Genomic DNA, 21,512 nt, shown 5'->3' on the forward strand with positions numbered 1-21,512 from the left:
TTGAAACTTATGAAAAATCTAATGTTGCTATCGTTTATATCGTGTTTTGGAGTTGCAATAGGCCAAACTAACATTCCATCAGCAGAAAGTCAAATTAAAACCGCGTTATATGCCAGTCCTGAAATGTATAAAGATGGCGCAAAAGTGTTGGGCTATAATAATAAAGGCGAACTCATTATCCTTCGGGAAGGCAACAATGGTTTAATTTGTATTTCTAATAGCCCAAAAAGAAAGGGCGTCAGCGTATCCTGCTATAGTGACAAATTGGAAGCCTTTATGGCGAGAGGTCGTGAGTTGGCCGATAGCGGTAAAAATGAAGTCGAAAAACGCGAGTTTCGAAAAAAAGATATTGACGCTGGCACCTTAAAGATGCCTCAGGAGCCTGCTGCGGTGTATATAGTTACGGCAACCAAAGAAGACTATGATTTTGAAAGTGGCGAACTAAAAAATAGCAAAATGAGATATGTATTATACAAACCCTATATGTCTGGCGCAGAAACTGGTTTGCCCACCAAACCTAGCGCACCAGGTATGCCCTGGTTAATGGATGCTGACACCCACCGCTCTCATATCATGATTAGCCCGGCCAACAATAATTAGAACATATTTAATGAAATACATCTCAATCTTTTGCTTATTTATAATATTATTAGGTTGCGCCACCGGTTACCACAGCACAGAATTCACTCCAGAAGGAAGTTTTACCTCAGGCATTGAGGGCCCTGCTACAGATGACCAAGGTAATCTTTATGCTGTCAATTATAAAATGCAAGGTACTATTGGCAAAGTCACCCCAGAGGGCGAAGGCGCTGTTTTTGTTACCTTACCCAATGGCAGTATTGGAAATGGCATCCGGTTTGGCGAAAATCAAGACATGTTTGTGGCAGACTACGTCAATCATAATATTTTGAAAATTGATATAGATTTAAAGTATATTGAAGTTTTTGCGCATGAGCCAAATGCCAATCAACCTAATGATATTGCAATTGGCCCTAATAATACCATTTATGCAAGTGATCCAAATTGGGCAGATAGTACTGGAAAACTGTGGAAGGTGACAAAGGAAAATGGTTTTGAATTATTAGAAGACCACATGGGCACCACAAATGGAATCGAGGTGAGTCCGGATGGCAAAAACCTGTATGTTAATGAGTCCGTACAACGCAAAATTTGGGTATATGATATAGGTGATGATGGACTGATCAAAAACAAGGAAGAATTCATATCTTTTACAGACTTTGGCTTAGACGGAATGCGCTGCGACCGTGAAGGAAATCTCTATGTAACGCGTTATGATAAAGGCACTATTCTTGTCCTTTCTCCAACAGGACGAGTATTAAAAGAATACCAATTAATGGGGAAAAAACCTTCTAATTTGACCTTTAGTCCTGATTTTAAGACACTATATGTTACATTAGCCGACAAAGGGAACATTGAAGTGATCAGACTCTAGTTGAACACATATTTTCTAAATAATACAACGGAATATATTATAATAAAAGATATTTCTAAAAAGGAAGCGCTATGGCCTCTGGGTTCACAAATTCTTTAGTGTACGGATTCTCCAAGAAGCTTAAAGTTGGGCGTTGCGATTGCAGGATATCATCTTTCGTAATCCCATAAACACCCCAATAATTAGACAGGAGTTGTGCATAAATATCCTCATTCCAAAGTCCGAAAATTGGCTCCTTCTCTTCCTTAACTCTTATAGTGACATCGTCAGAGTTGAAATCCACATCATATTTAGGACTGTATTGCAAAATATAATCTGAGTAGTGAAATCTAGCGTATAGTTCTTCAAACTGTACAGGATGCAACACCTGACCTTCAATTTTCCCCAAAACTTCCTTATGCCGCGCTTTAAGCACACCGTTGTCTTGCAGACAAGCCACAAATCCAAAGCTATTAACTCCAAAAGAAAACATCAAGTTGATAGCATCATCACGGTAACTAAAAATATCTGCCGAATATTTTAAAGGAAACACTACAATACTCCACGGTTTTTTTCCTTTGAATGATATTGGCTCTATGACAGATTGAAGCATTAAATGGAAATTGCTAAACCGTTCTTTTAAAGCAGGTGATAGCTTAAATTCCTCACCCTTTTTAAGAAGACGGTCGCGTTCATATACCATTTCATAATATAATAAGCCATACACCATTCTGCCTGTCCATTGAAAAATCAAGACTTCATCAAGTCTAGCCATTCCATCATAACCTTGTTCATAAGCCGCTTTGATTTTAATATCTAACGCTTCAAATGCATCTTTAACTTCAGGCGAGCAGGGCAATTCTAAATTTTCATAAGTATAAGATTTTGCTTTATCCATCATTTCAATACGTTCATCACCAAATTTAAAATGGTCCATCAGCCATTGCGGAAAAACCGTCATTTTCTCAGTCGTTAAAGCGCCCGAAAGAAAGCAAAAATGTGGATCAAAAATAAGGTCATTAAAAGGATTATAAAGTGTTTGAGACATAACTTGCCAAGGAAATTAGTTGATAATTCCCGCAAAGTTAGCCATAATCCCCTGCATAGATTACATCCATTGATGATAAATTCATTAAGAATTCAGGGCAACCTTAGAATTGTTGTTAAAAAAGAATGAACTTTAACTATTATCGAAGTTTTTCACTCAAATATTTCCAATATCGTTTCGGCACATGTTGGACGTGCAGTTTTAGGTTTTTTCGAGACTTAATATTGGTGCTTACAAAGTAATCTTGCCACAAGGTCTGAAATTCAAGTTCTGAAGCGGTAAAATAATCACGATTGGTTTTAGTGGCATCAAAACCATCTGGTAATGCAAGTTGCATGATTTCAACTTTTTCCAAATCATAATACAATCCGTAACCGCGCTTTAGATCGTAAATAATCCATTTCTGATCCGCATAGCGGCTTTTAAAATGCTTGGAAATAAGGGGCAACACATCAAAATCAGGTTCTACTGTGGCAAAATAGATCCCGTCGTTAGTCAATCGGAATCGCACAAAAGCCTCCATTCTATGCTTTTCACGCCCGACACTTTTAGCGATCTGAGAGAGTTTTAAAACTGTAGCATTGGAAAAGTCTGAATCGATTGGTACGGTACTTTTAAAAGCCTGTTGCATATAATCAAGCAATACTATTTCAATCCCAGACTGCTCACTTAAAAATGAACTATACAATCTGTAGCTTCCCCTTGCACTTGTTTTACTTTTGATGCCTTTCCACACCCGATCGGCCTTTTCTAAATCGGTAACAATTTCAATAGTATTTCCGAACAGCGATTCTTGAACGCTCTCTGGTCTTTGAAAGCTAACGGTCTTTAATTTAAATTCAAATACCTGAAAGACGGCGGTCAGGAACCCATCAAAAGTGCCGTCATAACTAAGAATATGTTCTTCTGAAATCAACATCTATCCAAATAAATTCAATTGCGGACTCAGTACCTTATGATATTTACTGGTCGAATTCTGTAAAATAATAGATTTTAATTGAGGGGAAGTCAAATCACGACGTTCAAAGTCTCTAGAGTCGCACACTAAAAAATATTTTGCTCTATTTAAAGCAACCCCCATACGTTTCAGATGCTCCCAGTTTAACTTTCTAAACTGTCGCGCCTGCAAAATTTTGTAGACTGATTTCATGCCCAAACCAGGAATACGTGCCAACATGAATTTATCGGCTTTGTTGACATCAATCGGGAAATGTTCCATATTTCGAAGTGCCCATCCCAACTTTGGATCCACGTCTAAATCGAGATTTTGATGCTCACTATTTAATATCTCATGGACTTCAAAACCGTAAAAACGCATCAGCCAATCTGTTTGGTACAATCTATTTTCTCGCAACATGGGCACATCAGTTCCTATTTGCGGTAAACGGGAATCATAGCTAATAGGAATGTATCCCGAATAATACACCCGCTTTAAATTGAATTTTTTATAAAAATAATTGGAAGTCCACATGATCTGTTGATCACTCTCTCCACTGGCCCCGATAATCATTTGGGTACTCTGACCTGCGGGTGCAAATTTGGGAGTACTTTTAATGATCTTCCGTTCAGATTTGTGCTGAATAATCTCATTTTTAACCTTGACCATTGGCTTTATAAAATCCTCTCGATTCTTCTCCGGTGCCAATAGTTTCAAACCTTCCTTCGTTGGAATTTCAATATTTACACTCAATCGGTCAGCATATAAACCTGCTTCTTTCATCAATTCATCAGAAGCTCCAGGAATGGATTTTAAATGGATATAGCCATTAAAATTTTCTTCCAAACGGAGTTTTTTAGCTACAGCCACCAAACGTTCCATGGTATAGTCGGCACTTTTAAAAATTCCAGAACTTAAAAATAGGCCTTCTATATAATTTCTACGGTAGAAATTAATGGTTAAATCTACCACTTCCTGCACCTGAAATGCTGCTCTTTTTATGTCGTTACTCTTTCTGGTCACGCAGTAGGCACAATCAAAAATACAATAATTGGTAAGTAAAATTTTTAATAAGGACACACAGCGACCGTCCTCAGTGTACGAATGACAAATGCCCATACCTGTGGCATCTCCCAAGCCTTTGCTAGTATTGCTACGCTTACTGCCACTAGACGCACAGGACACATCGTATTTAGCGGCATCAGCAAGGATTTTTAATTTTTCTTGGGTACGTTCAAAAGACATAGAGGGAAATGGAATTTGATAGTTCTAAATTTTGCATAAAAATACACTGAATAAGGCATTTCGTTTAACAAATTAGATGTAAAGGTTATCCTAAAAACTTCATATACTGGTAAATCCCATAATCTTTAACCAGACCATTCAAAATTTCCTAAAAACATTGTCATTTTACTTTCTTTGTCTTACTTTTATTTTATGACTGAAGTTGATATAGAAAAGGAAAATGCTGCTATTGCGAAAGCGTACAAACAGTTGCTCAAGGTAAGTTACCAAACGCTCAGTGTTGACGATAAGAAACTGATAAGGAGAGCTTTTGATGTGGCTGTGGAAGCGCATAAGGATCAGCGCCGTAAATCAGGAGAAGCGTATATTTTTCATCCTATTGCAGTAGCAAAAATTGTGGCCCAGGAAATTGGATTGGATGCTACCTGTATTGCTGCGGCTTTATTGCATGATGTTGTTGAAGACAACCCAGATTATTCATTAGACTACATTGAGCAAAACTTTGGCAAAACTGTAGCGCGAATTGTGGATGGTCTGACCAAAATATCCTCGTTAAGCAAAGAGACCGATGTCTCTACGCAAGCCGAGAATTTTAGGAAAATGCTATTGACGCTCAATGATGACGTTCGGGTTATAATCATTAAGATTGCGGACCGTCTCCACAATATGCAGACCATGGATTCCATGCGTCCGGATAAGCAAGAAAAGATAGCTTCAGAAACCTTATATATTTATGCACCTTTGGCGCATAGAATTGGTCTTTACAATATTAAAAGTGAATTAGAAGATTTAGGGTTAAAATACACAGAGCCTGAAGTCTATAATGAAATACACAACAAAATAAAGGACAGTAAGGAAGAACAAGATGCTTACATTAAAGCCTTTTCTCAAGTTATTGTGGACTCTTTAGACAAGGAAGGTCTCAGCTATTCCATTAAAGGGCGGCCAAAATCAATTTACTCCATTAGAAGAAAAATGCTTAAACAAGGTGTATCTTTTGATGAAGTCTATGATAAATTTGCAGTGAGGATTATCTATAAATCTGATTATGCCAATGAGAAGTTTCTCGCTTGGAAGATATATTCCATTGTAACAGATCATTTTATCCCAAACCCCATTCGGTTGCGCGATTGGATCTCATCACCTAAATCAACAGGTTATGAAGCCTTACACATTACCGTTATGGGCCCTAAAGGCCGCTGGGTAGAAGTTCAGATTAGAAGTGAGCGCATGAATGAGATTGCTGAAAAGGGTTATGCTGCTCATTACAAATACAAGCAAGGCAATGCTGAAGACGCCTTAGATACATGGATTGATAAACTTCAGGAAGCATTGGAAAGTAATGAGACCAACGCTGTAGACTTTGTAGAGCAATTCAAACTTAACTTATATTCAAAAGAAATTTATGTTTTCTCGCCAAAAGGAGATCTAAAATCTCTGCCTAAAGGTGCTACGCCACTCGATTTTGCGTTTAGCATCCACACAGAAATTGGCATGAAAACCAGAGGAGCAAAAGTTAATGGCAAATTAGTTCCATTAAGTCATGAATTGCAAAGTGGCGACCAAGTTGAAATCTTAACCTCTGAAAACATTAGACCAAACAGTAACTGGTTAGATTACGCTACAACCGCAAGGGCACGAAGTAAAATTAAATCTTCTCTAAAGGACGAAAAGAAAGTAGTTGCTGAAGAAGGCAAGGAAATTTTAAGACGTAAATTAAAGCAACTTAAAATCGTTTTAGACGAAAAATCCATCAATGAAATGGTGGTCTTTTTTAAGCTTAAAACAAGTTTAGATCTGTTTTATCGTGTGGGTATTGGGTCTATTGACAACTCCATGCTCAAGGATTTTGCATCCTCACGCAGCAATGCGTTTATGAGTTATATTAAAAGTAAAATCCGTAAGCCAACAGTAGTCCAAAATATTGATAAAGATGAAATAACCGCCAAATATGACAGCTTGGTATTTGGGAAGGAAGAAGAAAAATTAGATTATAAACTTTCAGCCTGCTGCAACCCAATACCAGGCGATGAAGTGTTTGGTTTTCTAACCATTAATGAGGGCATCAAAATTCACAAAAAAAATTGTCCAAATGCCTTAAGTCTACAATCCAATTATGCTTATAGAATTATGCAGGCCAAGTGGATCGATTCCTCACAGCAAGAGTTTGCAGCTCAAATAACCTTGTCTGGTATTGACAATATGGGCTTGGTAAATAATATCACTAAAGTAATATCCAATAACATGCATGTTAACATGAAAAGTATTAGCTTTCAAAGTGATGACGGTATATTTTCTGGTAAAATCAACGTCATTGTCAAGAATAGCACCATGCTTAAAAAACTCATGGAAAATCTAAAAAAAATTAACGGGATTGATAAGGTGACAAGAGTTTAAATAGTGTAAATTTGCCAACGTAAATTATGAGTGCAAAAACAAAACATAACAATCAGGAAATAGTTAAAAACGTGTTTACCACATTTTTGGAAAGTAAAGGGCACCGTAAAACTCCTGAGCGCTATGCTATTCTACAAGAAATTTATGATAGTGAAGAACATTTTGATATCGAGTCTCTCTACATCAAAATGAAAAATAAAAACTATCGCGTGAGCCGTGCAACGCTTTACAATACTATTGAATTATTGTTGGAATGTGCATTAGTACGCAAGCATCAATTTGGTCAGAATCAGGCGCATTATGAAAAGTCTTATTTTGACAAGCAACACGACCACGTTATCCTAACAGATACCGGAGAAGTTATCGAATTCTGTGATCCTAGGATCCAATCCATCAAAAAAACGATTGAAGAAGTTTTTGATATTTCCATCTCCAACCACTCACTTTACTTTTACGGAACAAAAAACGAACAACCTAAAGAATCTTAAAAATGGCAGTAGATTTACTACTAGGATTACAATGGGGTGACGAAGGCAAAGGAAAAATTGTCGATGTCCTGACCTCAAATTACAACATTATAGCACGTTTTCAAGGCGGTCCCAATGCAGGACACACCTTGGTGTTTAACGGCAAAAAGCACGTGCTACACACCATCCCTTCAGGAATCTTCCATGAAGGTACTATTAACTTAGTTGGTAATGGTGTCGTAATTGATCCTGTCATTTTCAATAAAGAGTTGGACAAACTCGCAGAGCAAGGTGTCGATTATAAAAAATCTTTATTGATATCGCGTAAAGCACATATCATTTTGCCAACACACCGTTTGCTTGATGCGGCGAGTGAAGCTTCGAAGGGAAAAGCTAAAATTGGCTCAACACTTAAAGGAATTGGTCCAACATATATGGACAAAACTGGCAGAAACGGTATTAGAGTTGGCGATGTAGAAATGGCTGATTGGAAAGATAAATACCGCGCATTAGCTGATAAGCACGAAGCGATGATTGCGTTTTACAATGTAGATATACAATATGATTTGCAAGAGCTTGAAAATGAATTTTTCAAATCGATTGAAGTCCTAAGATCGTTGACCTTTATTGATTCTGAAGAGTATTTGCACCAGGCTCAAAAAGACGGCAAGTCTATTTTGGCAGAAGGCGCTCAAGGTTCTTTATTGGATATTGATTTTGGAACCTATCCATTTGTAACCTCATCCAACACCACAGCTGCTGGCGCTTGTACAGGATTAGGCATTGCACCGAATAAAATAGGCGATGTTTACGGAATCTTTAAAGCGTACACCACGCGTGTTGGTTCAGGACCCTTCCCTACCGAATTATTTGATGAAGATGGAGAAACAATGGGCCGCGTAGGTAATGAATTTGGCGCTACTACCGGACGTTCACGCAGATGTGGATGGTTAGATTTAGTAGCCTTACGTTATGCTTGCCAAGTAAATGGCGTTACCAAATTAATTATGATGAAAGGCGATGTGCTTTCAGGCTTTAAAACCTTAAAAGTATGTACGGCTTACAAATATAAAGGGGAAGAAATTCAGCATTTTCCATACAGTATTGATCCAGAACATCTCACGCCTATTTACACCGATTTTAAAGGATGGAATGAGGATTTGACTGGGATGACTGACGCTGCGGATATGCCACAACCTTTAGTAGACTATATTGAGTTTTTGGAAAAAGAGCTCGAAACACCAATTACTATTGTCTCTGTTGGCCCGGATAGAAAACAGACCATTATTAGATAATTATTCTTAACGAACCTGTTCATTTACCTTGATCAGGTTCGTTTATTTTCTTCATTTAGCGGCACATAAACTTATGTTAATGCAAAATAATGCTTAAATTAAAGAGTTACTTTTGAAAATCATTTGTCACACATTGAGAGCATTATACCTTTTTATAGTCCTATTTTTTTGCTTCACTTTGTCTGCTACAGCACAAACAGAGAAGCTAAGGAAAATTCGAGTAGAATATGCTGGTTTTGTCGACTCCGACAGTTTAAGAGGCCCTGGGGTTTCTGTTTTTACCCGAGACAACACACAACAAGTCCACTTTACACATGAAGGGATCAACCTGTATTGCGATCAAGCCGTTTATTACGAAAAAGAAGACTTTATTGAAGCCTACAGTAATGTAGTCATGCAACAAGGAGACACCATTACAATGACCGCAAAGTATGCGGAATATAGTGGCAAGACCCAACTGGCATTTGCAAGTGGAGATGTTATTCTTACTGAACCACAATCGGTTTTAACGACGGATACACTTCATTTTGACCGCGTCAAACAACAGGCATATTACCAAAACAAAGGTAAAGTAGTCAGAGACACCTCAGGCACCATTACCAGCCAAATTGGTCGTTATTATATGAATGCCAAAAAGTACCAATTTGTTCAAGATGTCGTATTGATAAATCCACAGTACACATTAAACACCAATCAGCTCGATTTTTATACAGAAACTGGCCATGCTTATTTATATGGTCCGTCAACAATTGTTGGCGAAAACAACACTATTTATGCAGAGCGTGGGTTTTATGACACTAATAATGACACTGGTTATTTTGTAAAGAACTCGAAAATCAATTATCAGAATCGGATTTTTGAAGGTGACAGTATGTATTTTGATAGAAAAATCAGTTTTGCCTCTGCCACCAACAATATTAAAGTAACAGACACGATTAACAATAGCGTTGCACGTGGCCACTATGCGGAGATTTGGCGCGCAAAAGATTCTGTATTTATCACGAAGCGGGCTTTGGCGATTACCGTTCAGGAGAAGGATTCCATTTACATGCATAGTGACACCTTAATGGTTACCGGTAAACCGGAACATCGGATCACGAGAGCCTATTACAATGCCAAAATATTTAAAAGTGATTTGAGTGGGAAAGCAGATTCCATTCACGCCGACCATAAAACAGGACTAACACAACTCATCAATTTAAAGCAATTTTCAAATACTGATGCGTTTACCACCAAGCGAAGGCCCATCCTCTGGAACTTGGACAATCAAATGACCGGAGATACGATTCATCTGATTTCAAATCCTGAAACGGAGCAGCTCGATTCCTTAGTCGTTTTTAACGATGCTTTTTTAATTAGCAAAGACACACTTGGCGACGGTTATAATCAAATTAAAGGTCTAAGACTTATCGGTTTGTTTAAGGACAACGATCTTTATAATGTGGACATCATTAAAAATGCTGAAGTCATCAATTATTCACGAGATGACAATCAGGAATTAATTGGTATAAATAAATCAAAATCAGGGAAGATAAATCTGAAGATTATAGAAGGTTACAAAATAATTACCTTGATAGACCAAGTGGATGGCGACATTTATCCGGAGTCGAAATTCCCTGAAAACGCAAGAAAGATGCGAGGTTTTGATTGGCGTGAAAAAGAACGGCCAAAGAGCGTGGAAGATTTATTTAGTGAAGATCCGCCCTTGATATTACCGATAATAAAAGGTTTGGGTGACTATGTACCCCAAGAAGATTTTTTTGACGACGCCCTATTGCAACGTGTAGAAGATGCCACGCCAAAGGATGCAAAAAAGAATACGTCTCAAAAAGCGTCGCGTAACATTCCAAAGGAAGCGCTTAACAAAGCCGATTCATCTAAAGTAAAACCGGTGCAATCACCAAAGAAAAAGGACAATTGATATGACGAGCGATTTTTTACTTTATCAAGCACAAACCACTCCTCATCCTTTAGCAATGGAAGTATCCCACGCTGAGGGCTGTTATGTTTACGACACCAATAATAAAGCTTATCTCGATTTTGTCGCGGGCGTTTCGGCCTGCAGTTTAGGCCATAGACATCCTAAAGTGGTCAAGGCTATCAAAGATCAATTAGACAAATACATGCACGTGATGGTGTATGGCGAATATATTCAAGAACCAGCTGTGGAATTGGCTAAAATTTTAGCGGACAATTTACCAAAATCTTTAGAATGCACGTATTTAGTCAACTCAGGCACTGAAGCTATTGAAGGCGCTTTAAAGCTAGCGCGTCGTGCCACCGGCAGAAGCCAAATTATTGCTGCACATCATGCCTACCACGGCAATACTATGGGCTCAATGAGTGTGATGGGTTATGAAGAACGCAAACAAGCGTTCCGCCCATTGATTCCAGATGTAAATTTTATCACGTTTAACAATACTGAAGATTTAAAGCAAATTACCTATAAAACGGCAGCGGTCATTTTAGAAACAATTCAAGGTGGTGCAGGATTTATCGAGCCACATGCTAATTATTTAACTAAGGTAAGAACACGTTGTGATGAAGTTGGCGCTTTACTCATTTTAGATGAAGTCCAACCAGGCATCGGACGTACAGGCAAGCTTTTTGGCTTTGAACATTATAATTGTATTCCAGATATTTTGGTAACCGGAAAAGGCCTTGGCGGCGGGATGCCAATAGGTGCTTTTACAGCCTCCAGATCAATGATGCAGACCTTACAGGAGTTTCCCAAATTAGGTCATATTACTACTTTTGGCGGCCACCCTGTAATAGCCGCAGCTGCACTTGCAACGGTTAAGGAAATTACCGAAAGCAATTTGATGGCTGATGCCCTAGAAAAAGAAGTGCTTTTCAGATCTCTTTTGGTACACCCTTTGATTACAGAGATTAGAGGACGTGGATTAATGCTTGCGGCTATAACCCCATCAGCAGAAATTGCCACAGAGCTTATTTTAAAGGCACAAGGCAAGGGATTAATCCTTTTTTGGCTCCTTTTTGAACAAAAAGCCATCCGATTAACGCCGCCTTTAACCATTACTGAGGAGGAAATTATTGAAGGTTGCGGAATAATTCTCGACATTTTAGATGATATTTCTGCAAAATTTTAAGTCTGAATATCGTTTAAACCCTTGATAGGCTAAGACTTTTATTGCAATTACAACCTATAAACCAGGAGTGCTGTTAATTAATTTGTTGAAAACATTCGGCTTATTAATCACATTTCTCTAATGATAACGTTACATTTATTTCAACGAACAATACAATGTGCTTATGGAGTTCAGTCAACATGACGACGACAATAATTATTCGCTAACAAAATTTGAATCGATGCTTAAGACCAACAATGTCTTATTTTTCGATTCCAGTGAGTTTGAAAACATTATTCAATTCTATTTTGAAAATGGCCGCATTGCACTTGCAAAAAAAGCCATCAAACTAGGACTGGAGCAGCATCCCTCTTCCATTGTTTTAAGGCTTTTTCAAGTTGAGATTTATATTCTTGAGGACAAATTACCGCAAGCTGAAAAATTATTGGATGAATTGTATATTCTTGAGCCATCCAATGAAGAAATTTACATTCAAAAAGCAAGTATTTTATCCAAGCGTGATCAACATGAAAAAGCAATTGACACGCTTAAAATTGCTTTAAAACTTTCCGATGCTGATGAAGAAGATGCTGACTTGTATGCCTTAATCGGGATGGAATATCTCTTTATGGATCAATTTGAAAATGCCAAAAACTACTTTATTAAGTGTTTGGAATTGGACATGGAAGATTACTCCGCTCTCTATAATATTATCTATTGTTTCGAATTTTTAGATCTAAATGATGAGGCTATCGATTTTCTGAATCAATATTTGGATAAAAACCCATATTGTGAGGTGGCTTGGCATCAACTTGGCAAGCAATATTTTGCACTTAAAGATTATTCAAAATCATTATCTGCCTATGAATTTGCAATAATCTCAGATGACACCTTTGTAGGCGCCTATCTAGAAAAGGGTAAGGTTTTAGAGAAATTGAAAAAATATGAAGAAGCGATTGAAAATTACAACGTCACCTTAGCCTTAGATGATCCAACTTCATTTGCATTGTTGCGAATAGGTAATTGTTATGAAAAATTAGGTTCAGATGACCTGGCTGTGCAGTATTATTTCAAAACCGTTCATGAAGATCCATTATTGGATAAAGGCTGGATTTCCATCACCAGATTTTATAATAAAAAGAATGATTATCATAAAGCCCTTTATTATATCAATAAGGCTATCAATATTGATGCTGACAACGTGCGGTATTGGAAACTGTATGCACAGATTAATCAGCGGTTAAATTTCATTGAAGAAGCAGAACGCGGCTATAAAAAAACCTTGGATCTTGGCAACTATGAGCTGGACACATGGCTGGCCAGAACTGACACCCTTATTGCTTTAGGCGAATATGAAGCATCAGCCCTCAACCTCATTCAAGCAGCCGAATTCTATCCCGAAACGGCTGAAATCGAGTATCGATTAGCGGGCATCTATTTTACATTATTGGAAAATGAGAAAGGACAATACCACCTCAAAAACGGATTGTTACTTAGTGAAGATTACAGCTTTATCATTCAGGAATTGTTCCCGTTAATTGCAGGCCATCAAATGGTGGTCAATATTATTTCGAATTCCAAAAAAACCTCCAAGTAAATTTATTTATATTTACGGTTCTTATCTGTAAAATTTAAAAATGCAAAGACGCTTTTCAGATTACCTATTCATTTCACTTAAAGGAATTGCAATGGGTGCGGCAGATGCCGTGCCAGGAGTTTCTGGTGGCACCATCGCCTTTATTTCTGGCATTTATGAAGAACTGATTACCACCATTAGTGGAGTTAATTTAGACTTGTTAAAAACCTTGAGAAAGAGTGGTTTTGCTGTTTTTTGGACCCAGTTAAACGGCAATTTTTTACTCGCATTATTAACTGGAATTATCATCAGTTTTGTGTCGTTTATGAGACTTGCTAAGTTTTTAATTGAACAACATCCAGTCCTGATTTGGTCGTTCTTTTTTGGGCTGATTGTAGCGAGTATCTTCTTTGTTGGCAAGCAAATACAAAGATGGCATTTAGGCACCATAGTAGCTTTAGTCTTTGGTACTCTAGTGGCTTTCTACATCACTACCCTTCCCTCCATGGCAAACAATGACAGCTCAATATTTTTGTTTTTTGCTGGGGCTTTGGCCATTTGCGCCATGATTTTACCAGGTATTTCAGGGTCGTTCATACTCGTCATTTTAGGCGCCTATAAAACGCTTAGTGATGCCTTGCACGCTTTCGACTTTAAAAGAATAGCCATTTTCGCCCTTGGTGCAGTGATTGGCTTGCTAAGTTTTAGCCGAATTTTAAAATGGCTGTTCAATAATTATAAGAACACTACACTGGCAGTGCTTACAGGATTTATTTTTGGATCTTTAAACAAGATTTGGCCGTGGAAAGAAACGCTGACCGTTTTAGAAAAAACAACGGGTATTAGAATGCCCATTAAAAAGATTACTGATTTTGGAACCTTAGAAGTATATCAACGGCAAATTAATGATTTTGATACCTTTAAAATGATATCAGAAAAAAGCATCTCGCCCTTTAGATATTCCGAAATAAATAATGGAATGGATGCACAACTAATATTTGCAATTGGATTAATGATTGTTGGATTTTTAACTATCTTCATTCTTGAAAAAGTAGGCTCCAAAACATCATAAATGCAAAGTACCAGAACCTTTACAGATCGACTTTTCCTTATCATTAAAGGCTTAGGCATGGGGGCTGCCAATAAAGTTCCTGGCGTATCTGGTGGTGTGGTTGCCTTTGTGGCTGGATTTTATGAAGAGTTTATTTACTCACTACAAAAAGTAAATAAAACTGCATTCAAACTCTTATTGAACGGTCGTTTTAAAAGTTTTTTCTACTATGTAAACGGTAAGTTTTTAGGTTTACTCTTCTTAGGCATGATCATCAGTTATTTCAGTATATCTAAGGTACTTGACTATTTTTTAATACATTCGGAACTCTATGTCTGGAGCCTTTTTTTCGGCTTAATTATAGGTTCTATTTATTATATCAATAAAGATTTTAACGACTGGAACTACAAGACCGTAACGGCGTGTGTAATTGGTACCGTGCTAGGTGTAGGGATTAGTTTTTTGGATCCGGCTAGGGAAAACGACAATCTGTTGTTTGTATTCTTCTGCGGAATTATCAGCGTTTCAGGAATGACCTTACCTGGATTCTCGGGCTCATTTATTCTCATATTATTAGGCAATTATGTACTCTTGTTGGTAGACTCTGTCAATGCGCTTTCTGACACTTTTTATGAAGTTATTGTAGGCGATTTTAGTGTTTTATACAATTCGCCACGGATAAGATTGCTAAAGGTCTTAGTCATCTTTACATTGGGCTCTGTAACAGGGTTGGTCACCTTTTCCCATATGTTGAGCTATATCCTTAAACATTATAAAAGCATTACTACCGCTTCCATTATCGGTTTTATAGTAGGCTCTTTAGGAGTGGTATGGCCTTGGAAAAAAACAATCTACAGAATGGCAGCAGATGGTAATTTTATTTTTGACTCTACAGGGAAAAAAGTCGTTTCAAATTATGAGCGTTTTATTCCTGAATTGCATAGCGAAACTTATTTAGCAATTGTGTATATTGTTGCAGGAATTGCAATTGTATTAGCATTAGAATGGTATGGACACAAAACTAGAAAAGTCGATGCCTAAATTTGGCCTCGTAGGTAAAAATATTGCCTATTCATTTTCAAGAGCTCATTTTACATCGAAATTTGAGCAAGAAAAATTGCCGTACTCATACGTAAACTTTGATATTGATAGTATAGCAGAGTTCCCTGAAATTTTGAAGCTCAATGATGTTAGAGGATTAAATGTCACAATTCCATACAAGGAACAGGTCGTTCCCTATTTAGATACACTTCACAAGACGGCTTCAGATATTGGTGCAGTCAACACCATCAAGTTTTTAAAGTCAGGCAAAACAAAAGGCTATAACACGGATTATTACGGCTTTAAAAAATCTATCCAACCTTTTCTAAAATCGCACCATCAAAAGGCACTCATTTTAGGCACTGGTGGCGCATCCAAAGCCATTGCTTATGCCTTGAAGACTCTAGGGATCAGTTTTAATTATGTCTCAAGAACACCACATCCTAAAGTAACATATTTATATACGGATTTGACTGAACATATTATTACAAATCATCCACTTATCATTAACTGTACCCCGCTAGGCACACACCCAAATGTAAACCAATGTCCAGACATTCCATACGACGGCATCACACCAGACCATTTACTCTATGATTTAATCTACAATCCTATCCAAACAAAATTTCTAATTTGTGGAGAACTTAAGGGTGCAACTACCTGTAACGGTGCTAAAATGTTGGAGTATCAAGCTGAAAAAGCATGGCAAATTTGGAACAAGTAGTCTAATTGCCCTAAAATCAAGTTTCTCTTTTGTAATCTAAGGGGTTGTTAGTATATTTACTTTTTACAACAGCAAGAACTTTAATCATTACGACAATGTCAGAGAAAGATAACCTGCACAATGCAGATGGAAACGAGGATTTAAATAGCAAGGCTATCACTACTGCAGAAACAGTTGCTGACAACCAAGATGCAAGCACACAAGAGAGTACTCCAAGTGAAGAAACTGAAACAGTACAGCCTGTTGAAGAGCATTCTGAAACCATTGACACTACCGAAACGGCAGATACAACAGAAAGAGGTGAAAATGCTACATCTGATACAACCAACAACTCTGAAGCTGCCACATCTATAAAGAATGATGCGCATGTAGATGAAATTGAAGAATCTAATGCAGAAGACGCTGAAGATGAAGGCAATGTTGAGCGGCATTCTATAGAGGATAAAGACTACCACGCCATGTCTATGGAACAATTGGCTGATGAGTTTGAAACATTATTAAAGACTAAAAAAGTACAAACTATAAAATCTCATGTTGATGAGATCAAGTCTGAATTTAACTCTAAGTTTTCAGAAATTCTTGACGAAAAGAAAGAAGAGTTCTTAAGTGAAGGCGGAAATGAGATTGATTTCTTTTATTCCAGTCCCTTAAAAAAACGCTTCAATGCGCTTTACAAAGATTATAAAAACAGTCTTAATGCCTATTACAAAACCTTAGAAACCAATCTAAAAGCCAACCTAGAAAACAGGTTGCGTATTATAGAAGATATCAAAGGACTTATCAATGTAGAAGAAAACATCAACACTACCTATAAGCATTTTAAAGATTTACAGGAAGAATGGCGTAACGCTGGTCCTATACCTAGAGATAAATATAACAACGCATGGAATACCTACCATCATCATGTAGAGATATTCTATGACTTTTTGCATCTTAACCGCGATTTACGCGATATGGATTTTAAGCATAATCTCGATCAAAAATTAAAAATCATTGATCGTGCTGAAGAGTTAGCAAAAGACGACAATGTAACCCGAGCATTTAGAGAGTTACAAGTGTTACACAAAATGTGGAAGGAAGATTTAGGCCCTGTAGATAAAGAACATAGAGAGGCCATTTGGGAACGTTTCAGCAACGCCACAAAAACAATTCATGACAAGAGACAGGCCTATTATGCTGATGTTGATAAAGCCCATGAAGCCAATCTACAGAAAAAAGAAGCTATAATAGCTAAAATTGAGGCTATTGCCAAGGATGATTTAAGTTCTCATCAAGCTTGGCAGAACAAAATAAAAGTTATTGAAGGCCTACGTACTGAATTTTTCAATGCAGGTAAAGTCCCCATAAAGGTTAATGAAGCTACTTGGGCTAAATTTAAATCGGCAGTTAGAACATTCAATAAAAAGAAGAATTCATTTTATAAAGGTCTAAAAAAAGATCAGTATACCAATTTACAGAAGAAATTGGAATTGATAAAAATTGCTGAAGACCATAAGGACAGTGAAGATTTTGAAACTGTTACGCCATTGATGAAGAAAATTCAGAGTGAATGGAAAGAAATTGGACATGTACCTAGAAAGGATAGCGACAAGATCTGGAAGCGATTTAAAGCCGCCTGCAACCATTATTTTGACAAGTTGAATGCTGAACGCAATGCCGCCAATAAAGGTCAGGTAGAAGCCTTTGAGAAAAAAACCAAACTGCTTGAAGAATTGAAAGAGTTGCAATTAAGTGGCACACCAGAAGCAGACCTAGAGACTATTAAACAGAAAACGGAAGAGTGGAATGCTATTGGCCCTGTGCCTCAAAACAAACGTTTTATTGAAGGTAAATTTGGTAAAACAATTGATGGCTTATTCAATAATTTAAAGATGGATAAATCTGAAGTGGAAATGATTAAGTTTGAAAATAAATTGGAGCACCTATCACAACCGGAAGACACCCGATTGTTAGATAACGAACACCATTTTATCCGTAAAAAAATTGATGAAGTGCGTGGTGAGATTAATCAATTGGAAAATAACCTGCAGTTTTTCTCAAATATCGATGAAACCAATCCATTGGTAAAAGATGTATTGAATAACATTGAAAACCACAAGGAAAATTTAGCAGTTTGGGAAGAAAAATTTAAAAAACTGAAAGAATTGTATTAATTTAAAATTATAGTCAATTAAAATGTCCGAACCTCTTAATTGAAAGTTCGGACTTTTTTTATGGAGAAAAGTTGTTGTGAACGAAAATTAAAAAAGGTTATAAAAATCAAATCCTATCTGTGAAAACAGATAGGATTTTGACCCCTAACTAAACTAAATTTTTAATCTTAATTAATACCGCTTAAAATATAACTAAGACTACCTACTTATGATATATGAAACTAAGTTAAGTTTCGATATACCATATATACGTGCTTAATGTATTATTGGATTACGCAGATATATAAAATTTTAAACTTTTTTTGCTTCTTCCCAAAATACGTCCATTTCATCCAAAGTCATTTCAGATAAGGGAACATTGATTTCCTGAGACTTAGCCTCCAAATATTGAAATCTCTGAATGAATTTTTTATTGGTACGTTCTAATGCATTTTCTGGATTTATTTTCAAAAACCGCGCGTAATTAATAATAGAAAATAGCACATCGCCCAATTCGCTTTCCATTTTGTCCACATCGCCCTTGTCCACTTCCACTTTTAATTCGGCCAACTCCTCTTCTACTTTTTCATAAACCTGCTCTGGATGTTCCCAATCAAAACCCACACCAGCCACCTTATCCTGAATGCGGTTAGCTTTAACCATGGCAGGCAAACTTTTGGGTACACCTTGCAGCACACTAGAAGTGCCCTTCTCCTTTAACTTAATTTGCTCCCAATTGCGTTTCACGTCATCTTCATTCTCAACTTTTACATCTGCATAAATGTGTGGGTGTCGTTCTACCAGTTTATCGCATATACTATGGCAGACATCAGCAATATCAAAATGGTTCGACTCGCTCCCTATGCGAGCGTAAAAGACAATATGCAGTAATACATCACCCAATTCCTTTTTAACCTCATCAAGATCCTTATCTAAAATGGCGTCCCCTAGTTCATAAACCTCTTCTATGGTTAGATGTCTAAGCGATTCCATGGTTTGCTTCTTATCCCACGGACATTGTTCACGCAATTCGTCCATAATTGTCAAAAGTCGATCGAAAGCTTGTAATTGTTCTTGTCTGCGTTTCATAAAGGGAGTTTTAAAGATTTCAAAATTACGAAAATCGATACTGCTTGCGAATTAATTATTAGAATAAGAGTCAAACCACTTCGCTTTAAGAATCTAGAATCAAGATTTGCTTAAAAGTTTTTTACAAAATATAAAAACCCACAATTTTCAAATGAAATCGTGGGTTTTAAATAAAAGAGAATCAATTTTAAATCTTGATTCTGATATCTTTATTCTAATTACGTTTTTCTATTCTAATTACGTTTTTCTAGCGCTTGTATTCTTAGTAGATCCGCCTTTTTTAGTAGCCGAGGCTTTTGATCCTGCGTTTTTTGCCGATGCATTAGGTTTCGCGGTAGTTTTAGACTGCGCTTCTTCAACTTTAGCAGCAGATTTACTCTCTTCTTCCTGATCTAGTGCAGACAACAAATCATTAGTTTGTAAAATATTATACCACTGGATAACTTTCTTAATATCACTTGGGTACACACGATCTTCATCATAATCAGGCAAAACATCAAAGAAATATTCTTCAAGTTTGTCTTTAGAATCTTTATGGCTAATAGATGTTGGCTTACCATCTTCCTTTTCACGAACCTTTTTAAATACTTCACGTAAAGGCACCTCTTCAGTGAGTGTGTACATAGCAATTTCACTTAAAACACTAACGTTGCTATGTATATTTACAGTAATACGCTTCTTATCAAGTAACGATTCTGCGACAAAACCACTACGTGTTTGGGTTACAATTTTATATAACCCAGGTTTTCCAGAAATGGATAAAATCTTATCTAAACTCATATTCTTTATATGCTTTTTATTTTGACGGAGACAAATATATACCTTTGCCTTTAGGATTGTAAAAAATTAACGTTTCTTTTTCATCGCAGGAAAGCGCATCTTATAATCGACGCTGATGTTTCCTTTTGAAATATTAGCCAATCTACTTTTGATCAAACGCTTCTTTAAGGTTGATAACTTATCAGTAAATAAGATGCCATCAATATGATCGTACTCATGTTGAATTACTCTTGCTATTAGACCTTCAAATTCCTCTACCTGCGTGTTAAAATCTTCATCTTGATATTGAATTTTAATCTTAGGCTTTCTAAACACATCTTCCCTAACTTCAGGAATACTCAAACAACCTTCATTAAAAGCCCATTCATCACCAGTCTCTTCAAGAATTTCTGCGTTTATAAAAGTGCGCTTAAAGCCTTTTAACTGAGATTTCTCTTCGGCATTTAAATCCTCATCCTCAGCAAAAGGCGTGGTATCAACTACAAATAATCGAATAGCCAAACCTATCTGTGGCGCAGCTAAACCTACACCATAAGCCTCATACATGGTTTCATACATATTGGCAATGAGTACCTTTAAATTTGGGTATTCGGCTGAAATAGTTTCGCCTTCCTTTCTGAGAACAGGATCGCCATAGGCTATAATAGGTAAAATCATCGATCTTTAAATTTAGAGTGCAAAAATACAATACTTATTAAGATTTTAATAACCTCTGTAAAATTTGTTAATCCGTATCTATTGATTGTACAAATAACTTTGAAGGATAATGGTAGCGCTTATTTCGTCTACCAAGGCTTTGTTTTTGCGCTGTCCTTTTTTGAGTCCGCTATCAATCATGGTTTGGAATGCCATTTTTGAAGTAAACCGCTCATCAACACGTTTAACTGGCATTGCTGGAATAGCTTTTTCAAGTTTAGCTAAAAATGACTGAATGGATTCTTCGCTTTCAGACACTTCATTATTCATTTGTTTCGGCTCTCCTACTAAGAACAGTTCTACATTTTCTTTTGCAATATAATCCTTTAAAAACGGTAACAACTCTTTTGTGGCCACCGTAGTCAAGCCTGAAGCTATAATTTGAAGTTCATCAGTAACCGCAATGCCCGTGCGCTTCGTGCCGTAATCTATTGCTAAAATCCTTGCCATAATTGTGTTGTTGCAGGAGAAACCTACCCTGTTTTAGATGTTATTCCACAAAGTTACTGTTAT

18 protein-coding genes and 1 pseudogene are annotated in these 21,512 nt (G+C 36.9%); 12 read left to right on the forward strand and 7 right to left on the reverse strand.

What is annotated here, in order from left to right:
* The first annotated feature begins 9 nt into the window (after positions 1–9).
* Together BXY82_RS00100 and BXY82_RS00105 are read left to right on the forward strand one after the other, a co-directional pair.
* Complete coding sequence (locus BXY82_RS00100; protein ID WP_133756152.1) at positions 10–600, forward strand: hypothetical protein; 591 nt, start codon at positions 10–12, stop codon at positions 598–600.
* 10 nt (positions 601–610) lie between these two features.
* On the forward strand, positions 611–1,453 hold the full coding sequence (locus BXY82_RS00105; RefSeq protein WP_133756153.1) for an SMP-30/gluconolactonase/LRE family protein: 843 nt from the start codon (positions 611–613) through the stop codon (positions 1,451–1,453).
* A 55-nt stretch (positions 1,454–1,508) separates the two neighbouring features.
* On the opposite strand, the gene BXY82_RS00110 is transcribed toward BXY82_RS00105, so the two are convergent.
* The 3 genes from BXY82_RS00110 to BXY82_RS00120 form a co-directional block, all read right to left on the reverse strand.
* The gene (locus tag BXY82_RS00110) at positions 1,509–2,480 is read right to left on the reverse strand and encodes a hypothetical protein (RefSeq protein WP_133756154.1); all 972 of its coding nucleotides are present in this window, start codon (positions 2,478–2,480) and stop codon (positions 1,509–1,511) included.
* Positions 2,481–2,619: 139 nt separating this feature from the next.
* Positions 2,620–3,399 (reverse strand): TIGR03915 family putative DNA repair protein, encoded by a 780-nt coding sequence (locus BXY82_RS00115; protein WP_133756155.1) that lies wholly within the window; start codon positions 3,397–3,399, stop codon positions 2,620–2,622.
* Positions 3,400–4,662, reverse strand: a complete 1,263-nt coding sequence (locus tag BXY82_RS00120; protein ID WP_133756156.1) for a putative DNA modification/repair radical SAM protein — start codon at positions 4,660–4,662, stop codon at positions 3,400–3,402.
* Positions 4,663–4,854: 192 nt separating this feature from the next.
* Here BXY82_RS00120 and BXY82_RS00125 point away from each other — a divergent pair, with 192 nt between their 5' ends.
* The 10 genes from BXY82_RS00125 to BXY82_RS00170 all read left to right on the forward strand — a co-directional run bounded on the left by BXY82_RS00125 (position 4,855) and on the right by BXY82_RS00170 (position 18,455).
* Positions 4,855–7,059 (forward strand): RelA/SpoT family protein, encoded by a 2,205-nt coding sequence (locus tag BXY82_RS00125; protein WP_133756157.1) that lies wholly within the window; start codon positions 4,855–4,857, stop codon positions 7,057–7,059.
* Between the two features lie 26 nt (positions 7,060–7,085).
* Complete coding sequence (locus tag BXY82_RS00130; RefSeq protein ID WP_133756158.1) at positions 7,086–7,547, forward strand: Fur family transcriptional regulator; 462 nt, start codon at positions 7,086–7,088, stop codon at positions 7,545–7,547.
* Positions 7,548–7,549: 2 nt separating this feature from the next.
* Positions 7,550–8,821 carry an adenylosuccinate synthase gene (locus BXY82_RS00135; RefSeq protein WP_133756159.1) on the forward strand — a complete coding sequence of 424 codons (1,272 nt, stop codon included), beginning with the start codon at positions 7,550–7,552 and terminating at the stop codon, positions 8,819–8,821.
* A 178-nt stretch (positions 8,822–8,999) separates the two neighbouring features.
* Positions 9,000–10,742: an OstA-like protein gene (locus tag BXY82_RS00140; protein ID WP_243835641.1), complete on the forward strand. Its 1,743-nt coding sequence runs from the start codon at positions 9,000–9,002 to the stop codon at positions 10,740–10,742.
* A gap of 1 nt (position 10,743) precedes the next feature.
* Positions 10,744–11,931: an aspartate aminotransferase family protein gene (locus tag BXY82_RS00145; RefSeq protein ID WP_133756161.1), complete on the forward strand. Its 1,188-nt coding sequence runs from the start codon at positions 10,744–10,746 to the stop codon at positions 11,929–11,931.
* A 163-nt stretch (positions 11,932–12,094) separates the two neighbouring features.
* Entirely contained in the window at positions 12,095–13,507 is a 1,413-nt protein-coding gene (locus BXY82_RS00150; protein WP_133756162.1) for a tetratricopeptide repeat protein, read from the forward strand.
* Between the two features lie 40 nt (positions 13,508–13,547).
* Entirely contained in the window at positions 13,548–14,558 is a 1,011-nt protein-coding gene (locus tag BXY82_RS00155) for a DUF368 domain-containing protein (protein WP_133756163.1), read from the forward strand.
* Positions 14,559–15,578, forward strand: coding sequence for a DUF368 domain-containing protein (locus BXY82_RS00160; RefSeq protein WP_133756164.1), 1,020 nt, complete (start codon positions 14,559–14,561; stop codon positions 15,576–15,578).
* Positions 15,571–16,302, forward strand: coding sequence for a shikimate dehydrogenase family protein (locus BXY82_RS00165; RefSeq protein ID WP_133756165.1), 732 nt, complete (start codon positions 15,571–15,573; stop codon positions 16,300–16,302). Before BXY82_RS00160 ends, BXY82_RS00165 begins: the two co-directional genes overlap by 8 nt.
* Positions 16,303–16,397: 95 nt before the next feature.
* Positions 16,398–18,455, forward strand: coding sequence for a DUF349 domain-containing protein (locus tag BXY82_RS00170; RefSeq protein ID WP_133756166.1), 2,058 nt, complete (start codon positions 16,398–16,400; stop codon positions 18,453–18,455).
* Positions 18,456–18,746: 291 nt separating this feature from the next.
* Here the strand turns inward: BXY82_RS00170 and mazG are convergent, their stop codons facing one another.
* The 4 genes and pseudogenes from mazG to ruvX all read right to left on the reverse strand — a co-directional run bounded on the left by mazG (position 18,747) and on the right by ruvX (position 21,449).
* Positions 18,747–19,523, reverse strand: a complete 777-nt coding sequence (gene mazG, locus BXY82_RS00175) for a nucleoside triphosphate pyrophosphohydrolase (protein WP_133756167.1) — start codon at positions 19,521–19,523, stop codon at positions 18,747–18,749.
* 360 nt (positions 19,524–19,883) lie between these two features.
* Positions 19,884–20,303, reverse strand: a pseudogene (locus tag BXY82_RS00180) (DUF5606 family protein); the annotation flags it as partial.
* A 66-nt stretch (positions 20,304–20,369) separates the two neighbouring features.
* Positions 20,370–20,960 (reverse strand): peptide deformylase, encoded by a 591-nt coding sequence (def, locus tag BXY82_RS00185; protein ID WP_133756169.1) that lies wholly within the window; start codon positions 20,958–20,960, stop codon positions 20,370–20,372.
* A 78-nt stretch (positions 20,961–21,038) separates the two neighbouring features.
* Positions 21,039–21,449, reverse strand: coding sequence for a Holliday junction resolvase RuvX (gene ruvX / locus BXY82_RS00190; protein ID WP_133756170.1), 411 nt, complete (start codon positions 21,447–21,449; stop codon positions 21,039–21,041).
* Positions 21,450–21,512 lie beyond the last annotated feature (63 nt).

It is taken from the genome of Gelidibacter sediminis, from assembly GCF_004364975.1.
GTDB lineage: Bacteria > Bacteroidota > Bacteroidia > Flavobacteriales > Flavobacteriaceae > Gelidibacter > Gelidibacter sediminis.